Origin of the sequence: Burkholderia sp. HI2500, assembly GCF_002223055.1 — a bacterium.
In the GTDB taxonomy this organism is placed as follows: Bacteria; Pseudomonadota; Gammaproteobacteria; order Burkholderiales; family Burkholderiaceae; genus Burkholderia.
On sequence record NZ_NKFL01000007.1, the window covers coordinates 470,244 to 485,509 of the forward strand.

Here is a 15,266-nt window from a genome sequence, read left to right on the forward strand (position 1 = left end):
TCGGAAACGCGTCGATCGTTTTATCGGCGTCGAGAAATGAATCTCGACGGCGCTATTCATTTTCCGGTTTAGCCCAGCAACCCCGCGACCACATCGACGATCCGCTGCAGCAGCGCTTCGTCATAAGGCAGCCACGGCACCGCGCGCAGCGGCGACGGCGGCGGTTCGATCGCGGGTTCGACGGGTTCGCCGTCGCGTGTCACGCGCCCGGTCGCGCAATGCACCGACCACGCGCCGACGCGCACATGGCGTTCGTCGAGCGTCACCCGGCCTTGCGCGATCGGCTCCGCGAACACGAGCGCGAGCACCTGCTTGCGATGCCGCGCCATCGCGCCGAGCGGCAGGTCGGACAGCCGGTGCAGGCGCTGCTCGCGCGCGTTCCGCGCGGCGCGCTGGCGCACCGGGTCCGCCGGCGTGTCGGCCGCGCGCGGCGCTTCATCGTCGAGCGCGAAGGCGGCGACGCTGACGAGCAGGTCGACCGCACGCGCCACTTCCGAGAACACGACGGGATCGATTTCACCGATCGGGCAGGCCATCCAGCGCCGCTCGTGCCTGCGTTCGACGTGCAGCCGGCCCGACGTGCCCTGGCCGTCCGTGCCGGGAAAGAGCCGCGCGGCGACGCTGAAGGTCGCGCGCACGTCGCCGAACTCGCGTGCAAGGCCGTCGTCGTACGCGCGGATCGACCAGCCTTCGCGGCGCGCGACGCCGAGCAGCGGGCGGCTCGCGAGGACATGACCTTCGAACATTGCGGAATGACTGGTCGCGGTGTCTTCGTCGGCCGGCACGTAGAACTCGCGGAACGCCTGCCGAACGGGCTGCCGGATCGCACGGCCGACGATCGCGCGCTGCCACGCGAGCCGCTCGTCAGCATCGGCCAGCAGCGGATGCCAGAGCCGGATCTCGCTGTCGACGTCGAGTTCGCACGCCACGCCGGCGGCGTCGCGCAGTACGACCTTGCCCTTCGCGATATCGGGCATGAACGAGACCGTCGCGCCGTCGCGCGCGCGTGCCTGCCAGATCGTGCGGGTCGAGAACGCGGCGCCGGCCGGCGCATCGACGAGGCGCTCGCGCCATTCGGCATGGCCGAGCGTCATCGACTGCCAGAAACCCGCTTCCATGCAGGTGGCGAGCATCGTGAGCTGCTTCTTGTCGGGTTTCGCGTCGAGCGTCATGCGCAGCGCGGTGTGCGGTCGTTCGCCGAGCGCGCGTTCAGCGGGCTTCAGGTTACGCGCGAGCTTCTTCTGCACGCCCGCGTGGCGCACGGCGGCCAGCGCATCGCGCAGCGCACGCACGCTCTCGGGTGTCGGGATCGTCTCGACCGCATGGCCGAGCGCGATCGCGAGCGATTGCGACGGCGCGGTTTTCGCGGCGGTCGGCGCGACGCACACGCCGGTCAGCAGCGGCCCGATCAGCGGGGGGAGCCACGGCGCGTCGCGATAGGCCGCGACGCGCGCCGCGCGCGCGACGACCTGCGCGTCGTCGGTCGTGAACGCGCGATCGGCCTGATAGGGGACGTCACCCGCGTGAATCGCGGCGACGTGCCGCGCGGCGTCGGTCAGCGTGTCGCGCGCGAAGTCGACGTAAGCGGGCTCTTCCGCGAGCGTGGCGGCCGGATCGTCGGCGTTGAACCACAGCCGTTTCGGCGCGAAATAGCCGTCGTTCGTCGCGGCCAGCGCGAGCAGCGCCGCCGGCCCGAGTTCGGGCAGCACGTCGAGCTCGCGCACGCGCGCCGGTGAATCGGCATTCAACTGCGCATACGCGTCGCGCAAGGCAGTGATGTCGCGCTGGCCGGCGAACGCGTGCAGGGCATATTTCCCGTACACGGAGAGTCTTTGCAGGCCGTCGTTCTGCGGTTCGCCGAGGATGCGCGCGAGTTCGGCCTGCAGTGCGGGCGCGGGCAGCGCGTCGAGACACGACAGTTCCTGTAACGCGCGCTGCCACGCGCCGGCCGGAATGTCGCGGAACAGTTCGAGCGCGGCTTCGGCGTCGACGAGCGGCGCGAGCTCGAGCGCGTCGATCTGGGTGCGCAGCCAGCGCGCGAACTCGGCGCGCGGATCGTCGTACGCGTAGTCGTGTTGCGCGACGTGTTCCTCGGTGCGGCGCAGCGCGGGCCATACAGCGCCGAGCGCGTGCGCGTCGAGCGTCGACAGGTCGAGCGGTGCGCCGGTGAAGCGCGGGTGGTCGGCAGTGCCGGTCAGCCGCGCGACGAGCTGGTCGACGAGGGGCGGGTGGACGGATTCGGTCATGAGGTTGGGCGGCCCTCGCGTGGCGGGATCGGATCGGCTTGGGTGGTGTCGTGGCGTCAGCGCGGCCGCAGGCGCTCGACCATCTCGTGGATGACGATATGGCGGATCGCGCGCAGCAGGTGCATCTCACCGCCGAGCGTCGCCGTGAGTTCGGGGCGGGCAGTCTTCATCGCGTCGTTGTCGGCGGCGATCTCGAGCAGCAGCGCGTCGGCCTGCACCGGAATGCGCGCGAGCAGTTCGTCGATGTGGCGCTGCGCGGTCGCGCGCGTCAGCCCGAGCGTCGCGCCGGCCTGGTCGAGCACGTCGCGCGTGAAATCCGCATAGCGCTGCACACCCGCGACGGGCCGCGTGAATTCCGTCAGGTCCGGCCAGCGGCTGCGCGCGCTGTAAGTCGCGGTTTCGTAGACACCGTCGCACAGCAGGTCGTAGTGCGGTGCCAGCGCGAGCCCGCTGTCGGTGACGAGGAAGCTCAGATTCTTCAGGTGTGAATCGCCGTTGCCGACGACGATGCAGAACACGAGCCAGCGGAACAGGCGCAGGCGAACCGGTGCGGGCGCGCGGCACGCGTTGGCGAGCGTTGCGAGCGCGTCGAGCGACCAGCCCGTGTATTTCATCGTCGCGGGCAGGTTGAGCGCCTGGCAACCGTCGATCGCGTGGCGTCGTTCGACGCCGGTATCCGTCTGCGCGCGGTCGAAGCGGCGGATCACGTACACGGGCGCCGGCACGTAGCGGCGCTCGACCTCGGGCACGTCGAGGCCGACGCGGCGCGCGAGCGTCATCACGAACCACTCGTTGATGACCGAATGCGGATAGTCGTGCGCGTGCGGATGATTCGGCTTCAGGATGTGCGTCGACACCGCCTGGCCGCTCGGCTCGAACAGCGCGCCGTCGCGCAGCACGACCGGCAGCTTGTGCTGCGCGCCGGCGAGCGACATCTTCTTCGGCGCGTCGTGCGTCAGCGGCACGGCAGGCAGGTGGCGGATGCGCGCGTCGAGTTCGGTATCGTCGAGCGGGCGCAGGCGCGTGTCCTCGTCGGCCGTGTCCACCGGCAGGCGCAACGTCACCGAGCCGGCCGATTCGCGTCCGTAGTGCTCGAGCAGCGCGAACGCGTCGCCGATGTCGGGCAGGCCCGCGTCACGCGCCAGCAGCGCCCGCACCGATTCTTCCGGCAGCAGGTTGTCGAAATACCACTGGACGGGGCGGGTGGTCGCGCCGTCGCGCAGCACGCCGGCCTGCAGCGGGAGATGCGGGCTCAGCGCGAAGCGGGACGCCTGCGCGAGCCACGACGGCGCGTATTCGAACGCCCACAGATTGCGGTTTTCATGCAGCGTGCCGATTGATTGGCCGTCGATGGCGGCGACGAGGGTGCGCTCAGTCATGCGACGCGTCCTCGCCGGCGGGGCGCGCGTGGTCGGGTACGGCTTCACCGGCGTCTGTCAGCACGCGGCGCGCGATCTCGATTGCACGGGCCGAGGCCTGACGGCCGGCGTCGGTCGTCCTGATCCGCGGGCGGCGCGTGTCGTCCGTCCCCACGCCGAACGCTTCGACAGGCGACAGCACGAGACGTGCGGCCGAGAGCACGCGTGCGGCCGCGCGGGTGGGCGGCGCGGATTCGCCGGCCGGGGCCGGGTGCGCGGCGTCCGCGCGCAGCAGCAGGCGCTCGGCCGCGCGCCGTGCACGCACGCCGGCCCGATGGCTCGCGCGCGCCGACTGGCGTTCGAGCAGTTCCTCGCTGGCGTCGGGAATGTCGACGACGACCCGAACGCCGAGCCCCTGCAGGATCTGGAACACCTTGGCCCACTGGATGGTGTCCGCGCCGCGCTCGGCCTTGACCATGAACGACTCGCTGACGCCGACGCTGCCGGCCGCGTCGTCCTGGCGCAGTTGCTGCACTTTCCGCGCGGCGCGGATCACGCCGCCGATGTCGGATGCCTGTTCGATCGTGTATCGCATGGTGGGCCCTGCTACCGTTGCCGGCTCGGTAGGATAAAAACTGTGAGATCAAACAGTATTGCATCTCAATGGAAGAATTCAAGCGTAAACCGTGCGATCGACGAGTTTTGGCTCATAAGCGACGATGTTGAGAGAAAAACTCTTAGATCGAACAGTTTTTACTTCCGAATGACCGGCAACGTGTACCGGCCGCCCCGCGGCCGCAGGGAGGCATCTGCGGTTCGTTGTCATGCCCTGAAAGCCACGCGCGCCGTCCGGCGTCGCTGCGCGCGATTTGCCGGCATCGCGGCCCATTTCATAAGACGTACAGTTCTCCCGCGATGCGCGATGCGCGCCGAACTGTACTCTTGTTCGCGCGATCGATGTGTGTACTCGTCGCCAACTGTTCTGCTCTTAAGATTCCATCATCAAGTGCACAGTGCCGCAGATCCAGTCGTACCGGAACCCTGTCGGCGCATCTTCAAGAGAGAGCCAGTGCGATGGAAAAGGCAAAACCGGAGGGAAAGATCAGGAATCACGACGGCCCGGCCGGCGGGCGAAACACGGGCGTGTCGGACGCAAACGGCGGGGCAGCCCAGCTGCGCGAGCCGGCGGGAGGCACGCGATGAAACTCTATGAAAAACTCGCGGACGACATCGAGCGCCTGATCCGCCAGGGCGTGTACCGGCACGGCGACCGGATTCCTTCGGTGCGGCAGGCGAGCCAGCAGCACCGGATCAGCATCACGACCGTGCTGCATGCGTATCTGCTGCTGGAAAGCCGCGGGCTGCTCGAAAGCCGGCCGCAGTCGGGCTATTTCGTGAACCTGCGACGCGACGACAGCCATGCACCGGTGCGCGAGCTGCGGCCGTCGAAGCCGATCGCGATCTCGTCGTCGGTCGACGTGAGCCGGCTCGTGCTGTCGACGCTGCGCTCGATCGGCACCGACGACGCGGTGCCGCTCGGTTCGCCGTACCCGGACCCGAGCCTGTTTCCGTTCGAGAAGCTGAACCGCTATGCGTATGCGGCCGGCCGCGACAAATCGCTGTGGGGCGTGACGGACGGCTTGCCGCCCGGCCATCCGCGGCTGATCCGCCAGATTGCACGCCGCTACCTGGAAAACGGGATGTCGGTGGACCCGAACGAGATCATCGTGACGGTCGGCGCGACGGAGGCGATCAACCTGTGCCTGCAGGCCGTTGCGAAACCGGGCGACACGATCGCGGTGGAGTCGCCGACGTTCTACGCGATGCTGCACGCGATCGAGCGGATGGGAATGAAGGCGATCGAGGTCGCGACACATCCGGAATACGGAATCGACATCGCGGCGCTGGCCGCGATCGCGAAGTCGCAGCCGATCGCCGCGTGCATGGTGATGCCGAACTTCCAGAACCCGCTCGGCTTCCAGATGCCGGACGAACGCAAGCGCGAGCTGGTCGAATTCGCGACGAAGACCGGGATGCCGCTGATCGAGAACGGCGTGTACAACGAACTGTATTTCGGCGATGCGCATCCGAGTTCGCTGAAGTCGTATGACCGCAGCGGGATCGTGCTGCACTGCTCGTCGTTCTCGAAGAGCCTGACGGCCGCATACCGGATCGGCTGGGCGTTGCCGGGCCGCTATCGTGACCAGGTCGAGAAGCTGAAATTCCTGAACACGCTCGCGACGCCGTCGCTGCCGCAGCTCGCGATCGCTGAGTTTCTCGAACGCGACGGCTACGAGCATCACCTGCGGCGCCTGCGCAAGGCGTATGCGCAGCAGGCGAACCTGATGCGCGCGATGGTGTCGCGGTTCTTTCCGGAAGGCACGCGCATCTCGAGCCCGGCGGGCGGGTACGTGCTGTGGGTCGAGCTGCCCGCGCAGATCGATGCGATGCGGCTGTACCAGCTCGCGCTGGAGCAGGGGATCACGATCGGGCCCGGCTACATGTTCTCGATCACGGACAGCTACCGGAACTTCATCCGGTTGAACTACAGCAGCCCGTGGTCGCCGGAAATCGAGCAGGCGGTGATCACGGTCGGGAAGCTGGCGGCGGCGTGCATGCGGTGAGCGGGCACGCGCGGTATCGTGTGCTTCAACGACGAAGCCGGCCTGGTGCCGGCTTTGTCATTTCGACGGCATGCAGCGGTGGCCGCGCAGAAGCCATCGCCGGCCGGGCGCTCGCAATCGGGTGCCCCGGAGGCTTGCGTGACCGAGGTTAACCCCCCGTCACCGGCGGGAAAAACGCCACCTCGCTATCCTCCCGCACGACGAATCCCCCCGTCACCATCTCGAGATTCACGGCGGCCCGCACGGGCCGGTCCATCCGCAGCGCTTCCGCGCTGCGCGCGTCGCGTGCGGCCAGCGTGTCGCGCAGCGCGTCGACGGTGAGTTCGCGCGCATCGATCTCGACGGTTTCTTCATCGATTGCCAGTTGTTCGCGAATGCTTGCGAAGTATTTGATCGTCAGTTTCATTGCGTTGTCTTCAGAAGGAGCGGCGGAATCGGAAACACGAAGCGAACGCAATCAGCCCCAGCGCCGCATCGCCTGGTCGTCGTGCGCTTTCGCCTCGACCCAGCCGGACACACCGTCGTGGCGGATCTCCTTCTTCCAGAACGGCGCATGGGTCTTCAGGAAGTCCATCAGGAATTCGCACGCGTCAAACGCGGCGCCGCGATGCGCGGCGGCCACCACGACCAGCACGACCGTCTGGCCGAGCGGAATGCGCCCGACGCGATGCACGATCTTGATCGTTTCGAGCTGCCAGCGCGCGCTGGCTTCCTCGACGATGCTCCATAGCGCCTGTTCGGTCATCGTCGGATAGTGCTCGACCTCGAGCGCGATCACGTCATCGACGTCGCCTTCGTTGCGCACCACGCCGAGGAAATTCACGACCGCGCCGACATTCGGATTGCGAACGATCGGCGCGAGCTCGGCGCCGGCATCGATCGATGCGTACTGGACGCGCACTTCGAAGCCCGCCGCAATCGACGGTGGCGGTTCGGGATGCGGGTCGGTCGCGTTGTCGGGCGCGGGGCTGCCCGCGTGCAACGGATCGTCCGGCAGACCGGCACGGGATTCGGTGAAGCTCGTCATGACGATTCTCCTGTAGGCGGTGCGGCCTGGGGCGCGCGGCGGCCCCTCAGCCGCCGACCAGCGACATGCGCACGGTCGGATAGGTCTTGCCCGGCGCGCGGGCAGGCCGTGCGGCCCGGCGCTCGGAATAGCGGTCGTCGCGGTGCGTCCAGCGCTCGCGCACGGCGGCGGCGAGGTCGGCGCTCGACGCTGCGTCGTCGAGCCACGGCCGCAGATCGGTGCCTTGCGTCGCGAACAGGCACGTGTAGAGCTGCCCGTCGGCCGACACGCGGGCGCGCGAGCAGGTGCCGCAGAACGGATGCGACACGCTCGCGATGAAGCCGACTTCGCCCGCGCCGTCGATGTGCGCGCAACGGATCGCGGTCGCGTCGTGCGCCGGTTCGCCGACGAGCACGAGCGGATAGTGTTCGTCGATCAGCTCGCGCATCCGCGCGGCCGGCACGACCTTGTCGCCGGACCAGAAGCTCGCGCCGCCGACATCCATGTATTCGATGAAGCGCACGGCCACGCCGGAATGCCGGAAGTGCCGCACGAGCGGCAGGATCTGGTCGTCGTTCGCGCCGCGCTCGATCACGGCGTTGACCTTGACCGGCGCGAGCCCGGCCGCCTGCGCGGCCTCGATGCCGGCCAGCACGCGCGACACGGGCACGTCGGTGTCGCTCATCCGGCGGAACACCGCGTCGTCGAGCGCATCGAGGCTGACCGTCACGCGCGACAGGCCCGCGTCGCGCAGCGTGCGCGCCTTTGCGGCCAGCAGCGAGCCGTTGGTCGTCAGCGCGATCTCGACGGGCTTGCCGTCGACGGTCGTCAGCGCGGCGAGACGTTCGATCAGCGCTTCGAGGTTGCGGCGCAGCAGCGGCTCGCCGCCCGTGATGCGGATCTTTTCGACGCCGAGCGACGTGAACGCACGGGCGATCTTTTCGAGTTGCGCGAACGACAGCCGCTCGGACGACGGCATGAACGCATAGTCGGCGCCGAAGCTTTCGCGCGGCATGCAGTAGCCGCAGCGGAAGTTGCATTGATCGATCACGGACAGGCGCAGGTCGCGCAGCGGGCGGCCGAGCGTGTCGGTCGTGCGGGGGAAAGCGCCGGGCGATGCGCCGCCGGAAAGCGCGGCAGCGGCCGGCGCGGCGGAAACGATGGCATTCACGATCGGTTCGTCGGCCTGCAAGAAGTAAGCGGTGGGGCGTCGCCGGTCGGCCGTGCATGTGCGGATGGGCAGGCGCACGGCGCGTGACGAGCCTCATCGTGAGGATAGTCCGCGGGGTTTTCGTGGCAGGGACACAATCGCGCCCGAATTGCAGGGATACAGTTCGTCGTACGACCTGCGCGACGGCGAAGGCCGTGAATCGGGCGGGTGAGGGTCATCGCGCTCACGCAAGCCAGTGCGCGAATTCGTAATACGGTACCGCGTCGCCGCACGCGATGCGCTGCCCGGCCGGCAGCCGCGCGAGCCCGCTCGCCTGCACGAGCGACTGCAGCGTGCCGGCGCCTTGCTGGCGCAGCGTGTCGAGCGCGGGCGTGCCGTCGAGGCCGACGGTGCAGTGCACGCGCACGAAGCGTTCGCGCTGCGGATCCGGTTCGAAGTCGGCGTCGATCGGCAGCGACGGCACGATCGGCAGGCGTGCGCTGCGCCCCTGCAGGCGGCGGATCAGCGGTGCGACGAACAGCGCGAACGCGGTCATCGCGGCCCCCGGATTGCCGGGCAGCAACACCACCGGCCGCGTGTCGAGCCGGGCGAGTGCAACCGGCTTGCCCGGCTTCATGCGCACGCCGGCGACGATGAACGACGCGCCGAGCGCGTCCAGCGCGGGGCGCAGCAGATCCTTGTCGCCGACCGATGCGCCACCGACGCAGATCACCAGGTCGCAACCCGCGTGCAGATCGCGCAGCGCACGATCGACGGCGGCCGCGGTGTCGGCCGCATGCAGGCGCATCGCGACTTCGGCACCGGTTCCCGAAACGAGCGCGGCGAGCATCGGCGCATTGCTGTTGTAAATCTGTTGCGGCGCACGCGGCTGCCCGCACGCGACGAGCTCGTCGCCGGTCGTCAGGATGCCGACGCGCAGCGCCGGGCGCACGTCGACGCGCGCGAACCCCTGCGCGGCGGCCACGCCGACGTGCATCGGGCCCATGCGCACGCCGGCCGGCACGAGCCGGTCGCCGGCGCGCACTTCCTCGCCCTGGCGGCGGATGTGCGAGCCGCTGCGCTGCGGCGCGTCGAACGCGCCCCAGCCGTCCTGCTCGCGTGCGTGTTCCTGCATCACGACGGTGTCCGCGCCGGGCGGAATCACGCTGCCGGTGAAGATGCGTGCGGCCGTGCGCGGGGCCAGCGGCGCCGGCGTGTCGCCTGCGTAGCAGCGCTGCGCGACGTGCAGCGGCTCGCCGTGCGCGAGATCCGCGTGACGCACGGCGTAGCCGTCCATCGCACTCTGGTCGGCCGGCGGCTGGTCGAGCACGGCGATGAGCGGCGCGGCCAGCACGTGGCCGGCGGCTTCCGCGACCGGGACGGACGTGGTGGTGCCGAGCGGCGCGAACGCAGTGGCGAAATGCTGCTGCGCGGTGTCGAAATCGGTCAGGGGTTTCATCAGGAGCGCGCCGGATGCGCTTGAGCGAGCGCGGGTTGATCGGGTTGAGAGGGCTGAGCGGCGTCGGGCGACACGTACTCGACGAAGCCGTCGTTGCGGCAGAAGCCGACCAGCCGGACGCCGGCTTCGCGGGCGACGTCGATCGCGAGCGAGGTCGGCGCCGAGATCGTCGCGATCATCGGGATGCCGACCCGCGCGGCCTTGCGCACCAGTTCGTAGCTTGCGCGGCTGGACAGGAACACGAAGCCGTCGTGCAGGTTCGCGCGGCGCCGCGCGAGCCGGCCGATCAGCTTGTCGAGCGCGTTGTGGCGACCGACGTCCTCGAACACGTCGAGCACGTCGCCGTCGCGGTTGCACCACGCGGCCGCATGGATGCCGCCCGTCTCACGCATCAGCGTCTGGTGGGCCGGCAACGCGCGCGCGGCACGTTCGATCGCTGCCGCGCCGATACCGGCGGCCGTGCCGGCGGCAGCGATGCGCGGCGGGTGCAGGTCGAGCTGCGCGATGCTTTCGATCCCGCAGACGCCGCAGCCGGTGCGGCCGGCCAGCGCGCGCCGGTGCGCCTTCATCGCCATGAATGCCTGCTGCGACACGGTCAGCCGCACTTCGGCGCTGCCGGCCCGGCATTCGCTTTCGAGGTCGAACACGTCCGATGCGCGCTCGACGATGCCTTCGCTCAGCGCGAAGCCGAGGCCGAACACGTCGAGGTCGATCGGGGTCGCCATCATGACCGTGTGCGCAATGTCGTTGAACACGAGTGCAACCGGCGTTTCCTCGACGACGCTGTCGACGGTGTCGCGCGCTTCGCCGGCACGGTGGCGCGTCACCTGACACGCGGTGCTGCCGGTCGGCTCGTCGCGGCGGATGCAGGACTCCATGCGGTTTTCTCCAGGCGGATCGGCCGGCGGGCCGGCCGGGTCGGGCGGGTACGCCGGACCAGGGGAATCGGGATGCTGCCGGGCGGGCGCGGCCGAGGGGGCGCGCCGTCGCTTCCGGCAGGCGTTTCATGGGATGTTAAGGGGGATGACAGGCACGCCGGATATACAGCGCTGCAACGCCGAAAGCAGTACAGCTGACCCTCCCGCAGGCACGAAATGTGTTTTCCGTGCACACATCTTCGGCGGCGTAAGCAGCACAGTTTCAACGCACGTTCGAACGATTGCGAGTATCGTTGCAAACGCGATATCGTCATTCACGCTTCGATGCCATGCGAGTGACCGTTTGTGTTCGCATGTGTTGTCGCCAAGCCGTCGCGCGATTTCCTGCTTCGAGCGTACGTCCTCACAACCACGAGCAAATTACGGTCATGGAAATCTTCGATGCGTTCCATCTCGCCCGCTTGCAATTCGCGTTCACGGTGTCGTTCCACATCGTGTTTCCCGCGATCAGCATCGGTATGGCGAGCTTCCTGGCAGTGCTGGAATGGCGCTACCTCGTCACCGGCGATGCCGCCTATAAATCCATGTTCCAGTTCTGGTCGAAGATCTTCGCGATCGGCTTCGGGATGGGCGTGGTCTCCGGCGTCGTGATGGCGTACGAGTTCGGCACCAACTGGGCCGGCTTCTCGCGCGTCGCCGGCAACATCACGGGCCCGCTCCTCACGTATGAAGTGCTGACGGCGTTCTTCCTCGAAGCCGGCTTCCTCGGCGTGATGCTGTTCGGCTGGCAGCGCGTGAGCCCCCGCGCACACTTCTTCGCGACGCTGATGGTCGCGGTCGGCACGCTGATCTCGACGTTCTGGATCCTCGCGTCGAACAGCTTCATGCAGACGCCGCAGGGCTACAAGATCGAGAACGGCCTCGTCGTGCCGGTCGACTGGTTCAAGGTCGTCTTCAACCCGTCGTTCCCGTACCGTCTCGTGCACATGACGATCGCGGCGTTCATCGTCGCGGGCTTCATCGTCGCCGCGTGCGGCGCGTGGCACCTGCTCAAGGGGCGCCGCGACGAGCCGGTGAAGCGCAGCTTCTCGATGGCGCTGTGGATGCTGCTGATCCTCGCGCCGATCCAGATCGTCGTCGGCGATGCGCACGGGCTGAACACCCGCGAATACCAGCCGGCCAAGATCGCGGCGATCGAGGGGCTGTGGGAAACCGAGAAGGGCGGCACCGCGCTGAACCTCTTCGGGTTGCCCGACATGCAGGCCGAAACCACGCGCTATGCGATCCAGGTGCCGCACCTCGGCAGCCTGATCCTCACGCACAGCTGGGACGGCGAGATTCGCGGGCTGAAGGAATTCCCGCCGCAGGACCGCCCGTATTCGCCGATCGTGTTCTGGACGTTCCGGATCATGGCGGGCCTCGGGATGCTGATGCTGCTCACCGCGCTGCTCGGGCTGCTGCTGAGAAAGGGCGGGCGCCTGTATGAAACGCGCTGGTTCCAGTGGTTCGTCGTATGCATGGGGCCGTCGGGCATCCTCGCGCTGCTGGCCGGCTGGATCACGACCGAGGTCGGGCGTCAGCCGTGGACCGTGTACGGCGTGCTGCGCACCATCGATTCGGTCGCGCCGCTGAGCGCGCAGCAGGTCGGCGTGTCGCTGCTGATCTTCGTGGTCGTGTATTTCCTGGTGTTCGGAACGGGTATCTATTACATGATGAAACTGATGAAGCGCGGGCCGGCTGCCCAGGCCGGGTATATCGAGCTGCACCGGCATCCGGGGCTGCGCAAGAGCGCGCTGTCCACGCCGCTGAACGTCACCGAAGCGGAGTAAGCCATGCACATCGATCTTCCTGTCATTTGGGCCGCGATCATCGGCCTCGGCGTGTTCATCTACGTGATGCTGGACGGCTTCGATCTCGGCATCGGCCTGCTGTTTCCGTTCTTCGACGCGAAGGCCGAGCGCCAGGTGATGCTCGACACCGTCGCACCGGTGTGGGACGGCAACGAGACGTTCCTGGTGCTCGGCGGCGCGGGGCTCTACGGCGCGTTCCCGGTCGTGTATTCGACGCTGCTGCCGGCGAACTACCTGCCGCTGGTGCTGATGCTGGTCGGGCTGATCTTCCGCGGGGCGGCGTTCGAGCTGCGCGCGAAGGCCACGCGCACGCAACACATGTGGGATCTCGCGTTCATCGGCGGCTCGGCGCTGGCCGCGTTCTGCCAGGGGATCGTGCTCGGTTCGCTGCTGCAGGGCATCAAGATCGAGAACAACCAGTTCGCGGGCGGGCCGTTCGACTGGCTGTCGCCGTTCAGCCTGCTGTGCGGGATCGGCGTGCTAGTCACGTATGCGACGCTCGGCTGCGGCTGGCTGATCCTGAAGGTCGACGGCGAGCTGCAGCGCAAGATGCGGTTGCTGATGAAGCCGCTCGCAGGCGTGCTGCTCGCCGTGATGGGCGTGGTCAGCCTGTGGACCGTGATCGGGCTGCCGGCCGTCGCGCATCGCTGGTTCGGCAGCGGCAACCTCGGCTGGTTCCTGCCGGTGCCGGTGCTCGTCGTCGCCTGCGTGTGGGGCATCTTCCACACCGTGAAGCGCGAGCACGAGTCCACGCCGTTCCTGCTGACGCTCGCGCTCGTGTTCCTCGGCTACACGGGGCTCGTGATCAGCATCTGGCCGAACATCGTGCCGCCGTCGCTGTCGATCTGGGACGCGTCGTCGAGCCACTCGAGCCAGCTGTTCGCGCTCGTCGGCACCGTGATCGTGCTGCCGATCATCCTCGTGTACAACGCGATGCAGTACCGCGTGTTCCGCGGCAAGGTGCGCGAGGGCGATATCGGTTATCACTGAGCGGCCATCACTGAACGCCGCATGATGTGACGGGCAGGGCGGGCGCGGGCGTATCATCACGCGCAGCGCGTTGCCCGGCCCGGCCTTCACCCGACAGCGGCCCGCCACGCGCGGGCCGTTGCGCATCGGGCGCCGGCGCGCCGTTTGATGCATTCCCTGCAGTCGAGAAAACACCATGATCGTCCGACCACAACAAAACTGGCTCAGGATGCTGTTCGTCTGGAACGGCTCCGTGCTGCAATCGATCATTCCGCAGCTCGTGTTCATGGCGGTCGTCAGCACGCTGGCGGTCTTCACGAACGGGCGCATCTTCGGCGAGAAGATCCCCCTCAACACCGCGCCGTTCACGCTGTTCGGGCTCGCGCTCGCGATCTTTCTCGGCTTTCGCAACAGCGCGAGCTTCGAGCGTTTCAAGGAGGCGCGGCATCTGTGGGGTAACCTGCTGATCGCGGCGCGTACGCTGACGTCGCAGTTCAATCGCTACCTGCCCGACAGTGTGAGCGACGCCGAGCGCAACCGGCTCGCCGACCTGCTGATCGCGCTCACCTATGCGCTCAAGCATCAGCTTCGTCATACCGATCCGACCGCGGACCTGCAGCGCATTCTCGGTGCGGAACGCACGGCCGAGCTGGGCGGCAAATGCTTCAAGCCCGTCGCGATCCTCGACGAGCTGCGCGCGGGCATCGTCCGTGCGCTGGGCCGCGCGCCCGGCAGCGACGCGACCTGCTGGATGTTCGAGACGCAGCTCGACGAGGTCGGCAAATCGGTGGGTGGTTGCGAACGCATCCTGTCGACGCCGATTCCGTTCTCGTACAGCGTGCTGCTGCATCGCACCGTGTATGCGTATTGCGTGCTGCTGCCGTTCGGCCTCGTCGATTCGACGGAGTTCTTCACGCCGCTGATCTGCGTGTTCATCTCATACACGCTGATCGCGCTCGAAGCGATCGCGAGCGAGGTGGCCGAGCCGTTCGGCCTCGCGCCGAACGCGCTGGCGCTCGATGCGATGACGCGCACGATCGAGCGGTCGGTGCTCGAACTGGGCGACCGCCCTCTGCCGGAGGAATTCGTGCCGGCGTCGACGTACCAGATCACGTAAGCGGCGGTACGTCGCGGCGCTGCGTCGATTTCGGGCCGACGTCGGGCGGCAGGGTCGTGCGTTTCCTGCACGATCCCGACAGCTATGCGGCGATCGCCGACGACTTCGACGGCTACCTGCGCAAGCTGATCGACAACGGTGATGCATTTGTCATCGATTTCGACGAAGAATAGTGGCAGGGCGGTGGCTGCCGCGACAGGAGCGATTGAAATGCGAATCTACGTGACGAGTATCTTTGTCGACGACCAGGACACGGCGTTGACGTTCTATACCGACAAGCTCGGGTTCAAGCTGAAGAACAACGTGCCGGTGGGCGAGACCCGCTGGCTGACGGTAGTGTCGAAAGACCAGCCGGACGGCACCGAGCTGCTGCTCGAGCCGAGCCACCACCGAGCGGTCGGGCCTTACAAGCAGGCGCTGTACGAGGACGGCATTCCGGCGGCATCGTTCCAGGTCGACGACCTCGATGCGGAGTTTGCGCGGCTGACGGATCTCGGTGTGCGCTTCACGCTGGAGCCGATGGACGCGGGGCCCGTGCGTGTCGCGATCATCGACGATACGTGCGGGAACCTGATTCAGCTGATGCAGATGAAGTGACGTCACGCGCCG

Annotated in this window: 13 protein-coding genes; 5 read left to right on the top strand and 8 right to left on the bottom strand. The window is 67.9% G+C overall.

Annotated elements, in window-relative coordinates:
- Window positions 1–68: 68 nt before the first annotated feature.
- Genes CFB45_RS34355 through CFB45_RS34365 form a run of 3 tightly spaced genes read right to left on the bottom strand, consistent with a single transcriptional unit; the run spans window position 69 to window position 4,199 of the window.
- Complete coding sequence (locus CFB45_RS34355) at window positions 69–2,246, bottom strand: DUF4132 domain-containing protein (protein ID WP_089429566.1); 2,178 nt, start codon at window positions 2,244–2,246, stop codon at window positions 69–71.
- A gap of 56 nt (window positions 2,247–2,302) precedes the next feature.
- A complete protein-coding gene (locus tag CFB45_RS34360) occupies window positions 2,303–3,625 on the bottom strand; it encodes a HipA domain-containing protein (RefSeq protein ID WP_089430113.1) in 1,323 nt (440 codons plus the stop codon).
- Entirely contained in the window at window positions 3,618–4,199 is a 582-nt protein-coding gene (locus CFB45_RS34365) for a helix-turn-helix domain-containing protein (protein ID WP_089429567.1), read from the bottom strand. Before CFB45_RS34365 ends, CFB45_RS34360 begins: the two co-directional genes overlap by 8 nt.
- A gap of 604 nt (window positions 4,200–4,803) precedes the next feature.
- Between CFB45_RS34365 and CFB45_RS34370 the strand changes: the two genes are divergently transcribed.
- A complete protein-coding gene (locus CFB45_RS34370) occupies window positions 4,804–6,228 on the top strand; it encodes an aminotransferase-like domain-containing protein (protein WP_089429568.1) in 1,425 nt (474 codons plus the stop codon).
- A 148-nt stretch (window positions 6,229–6,376) separates the two neighbouring features.
- Here CFB45_RS34370 and moaD read toward each other — a convergent pair whose 3' ends face one another.
- The 5 genes from moaD to fdhD form a co-directional block, all read right to left on the bottom strand.
- A complete protein-coding gene (gene moaD, locus CFB45_RS34375) occupies window positions 6,377–6,634 on the bottom strand; it encodes a molybdopterin converting factor subunit 1 (RefSeq protein ID WP_089429569.1) in 258 nt (85 codons plus the stop codon).
- 51 nt (window positions 6,635–6,685) lie between these two features.
- Window positions 6,686–7,255 (bottom strand): molybdenum cofactor biosynthesis protein MoaE, encoded by a 570-nt coding sequence (locus CFB45_RS34380; protein ID WP_089429570.1) that lies wholly within the window; start codon window positions 7,253–7,255, stop codon window positions 6,686–6,688.
- A 46-nt stretch (window positions 7,256–7,301) separates the two neighbouring features.
- The gene (gene moaA / locus CFB45_RS34385) at window positions 7,302–8,426 is read right to left on the bottom strand and encodes a GTP 3',8-cyclase MoaA (protein WP_089429571.1); all 1,125 of its coding nucleotides are present in this window, start codon (window positions 8,424–8,426) and stop codon (window positions 7,302–7,304) included.
- A gap of 202 nt (window positions 8,427–8,628) precedes the next feature.
- Window positions 8,629–9,843 (bottom strand): molybdopterin molybdotransferase MoeA, encoded by a 1,215-nt coding sequence (locus CFB45_RS34395; protein ID WP_089429573.1) that lies wholly within the window; start codon window positions 9,841–9,843, stop codon window positions 8,629–8,631.
- Entirely contained in the window at window positions 9,843–10,721 is an 879-nt protein-coding gene (gene fdhD, locus CFB45_RS34400) for a formate dehydrogenase accessory sulfurtransferase FdhD (protein WP_089429574.1), read from the bottom strand. Before fdhD ends, CFB45_RS34395 begins: the two co-directional genes overlap by 1 nt.
- Before the next feature lie 428 nt (window positions 10,722–11,149).
- On the opposite strand from fdhD, the gene CFB45_RS34405 reads away from it, so the two are divergent.
- From CFB45_RS34405 to CFB45_RS34425, 4 genes are all read left to right on the top strand, one after another.
- A complete protein-coding gene (locus CFB45_RS34405; protein WP_089429575.1) occupies window positions 11,150–12,550 on the top strand; it encodes a cytochrome ubiquinol oxidase subunit I in 1,401 nt (466 codons plus the stop codon).
- Between the two features lie 3 nt (window positions 12,551–12,553).
- Window positions 12,554–13,561 carry a cytochrome d ubiquinol oxidase subunit II gene (gene cydB / locus CFB45_RS34410; RefSeq protein WP_089429576.1) on the top strand — a complete coding sequence of 336 codons (1,008 nt, stop codon included), beginning with the start codon at window positions 12,554–12,556 and terminating at the stop codon, window positions 13,559–13,561.
- Window positions 13,562–13,736: 175 nt separating this feature from the next.
- Window positions 13,737–14,657, top strand: coding sequence for a bestrophin family protein (locus CFB45_RS34415; protein ID WP_089429577.1), 921 nt, complete (start codon window positions 13,737–13,739; stop codon window positions 14,655–14,657).
- Window positions 14,658–14,867: 210 nt separating this feature from the next.
- The gene (locus CFB45_RS34425; RefSeq protein ID WP_089429578.1) at window positions 14,868–15,254 is read left to right on the top strand and encodes a VOC family protein; all 387 of its coding nucleotides are present in this window, start codon (window positions 14,868–14,870) and stop codon (window positions 15,252–15,254) included.
- The last annotated feature ends 12 nt before the right edge of the window (window positions 15,255–15,266 follow it).

Excerpts from the sequence above, each read along its gene's own strand:
- CFB45_RS34425 (WP_089429578.1), top strand. The coding sequence starts at position 14,868 with ATGCGAATCTACGTGACGAGTATCTTTGTCGACGACCAGGACACGGCG.
- CFB45_RS34405 (WP_089429575.1), top strand. The coding sequence starts at position 11,150 with ATGGAAATCTTCGATGCGTTCCATCTCGCCCGCTTGCAATTCGCGTTC.
- CFB45_RS34415 (WP_089429577.1), top strand. The coding sequence starts at position 13,737 with ATGATCGTCCGACCACAACAAAACTGGCTCAGGATGCTGTTCGTCTGG.
- CFB45_RS34370 (WP_089429568.1), top strand. The coding sequence starts at position 4,804 with ATGAAACTCTATGAAAAACTCGCGGACGACATCGAGCGCCTGATCCGC.
- CFB45_RS34360 (WP_089430113.1), bottom strand. The coding sequence starts at position 3,625 with ATGACTGAGCGCACCCTCGTCGCCGCCATCGACGGCCAATCAATCGGC.
- moaD (WP_089429569.1), bottom strand. The coding sequence starts at position 6,634 with ATGAAACTGACGATCAAATACTTCGCAAGCATTCGCGAACAACTGGCA.
- cydB (WP_089429576.1), top strand. The coding sequence starts at position 12,554 with ATGCACATCGATCTTCCTGTCATTTGGGCCGCGATCATCGGCCTCGGC.
- CFB45_RS34395 (WP_089429573.1), bottom strand. The coding sequence starts at position 9,843 with ATGAAACCCCTGACCGATTTCGACACCGCGCAGCAGCATTTCGCCACT.
- CFB45_RS34365 (WP_089429567.1), bottom strand. The coding sequence starts at position 4,199 with ATGCGATACACGATCGAACAGGCATCCGACATCGGCGGCGTGATCCGC.
- CFB45_RS34380 (WP_089429570.1), bottom strand. The coding sequence starts at position 7,255 with ATGACGAGCTTCACCGAATCCCGTGCCGGTCTGCCGGACGATCCGTTG.
- CFB45_RS34355 (WP_089429566.1), bottom strand. The coding sequence starts at position 2,246 with ATGACCGAATCCGTCCACCCGCCCCTCGTCGACCAGCTCGTCGCGCGG.
- fdhD (WP_089429574.1), bottom strand. The coding sequence starts at position 10,721 with ATGGAGTCCTGCATCCGCCGCGACGAGCCGACCGGCAGCACCGCGTGT.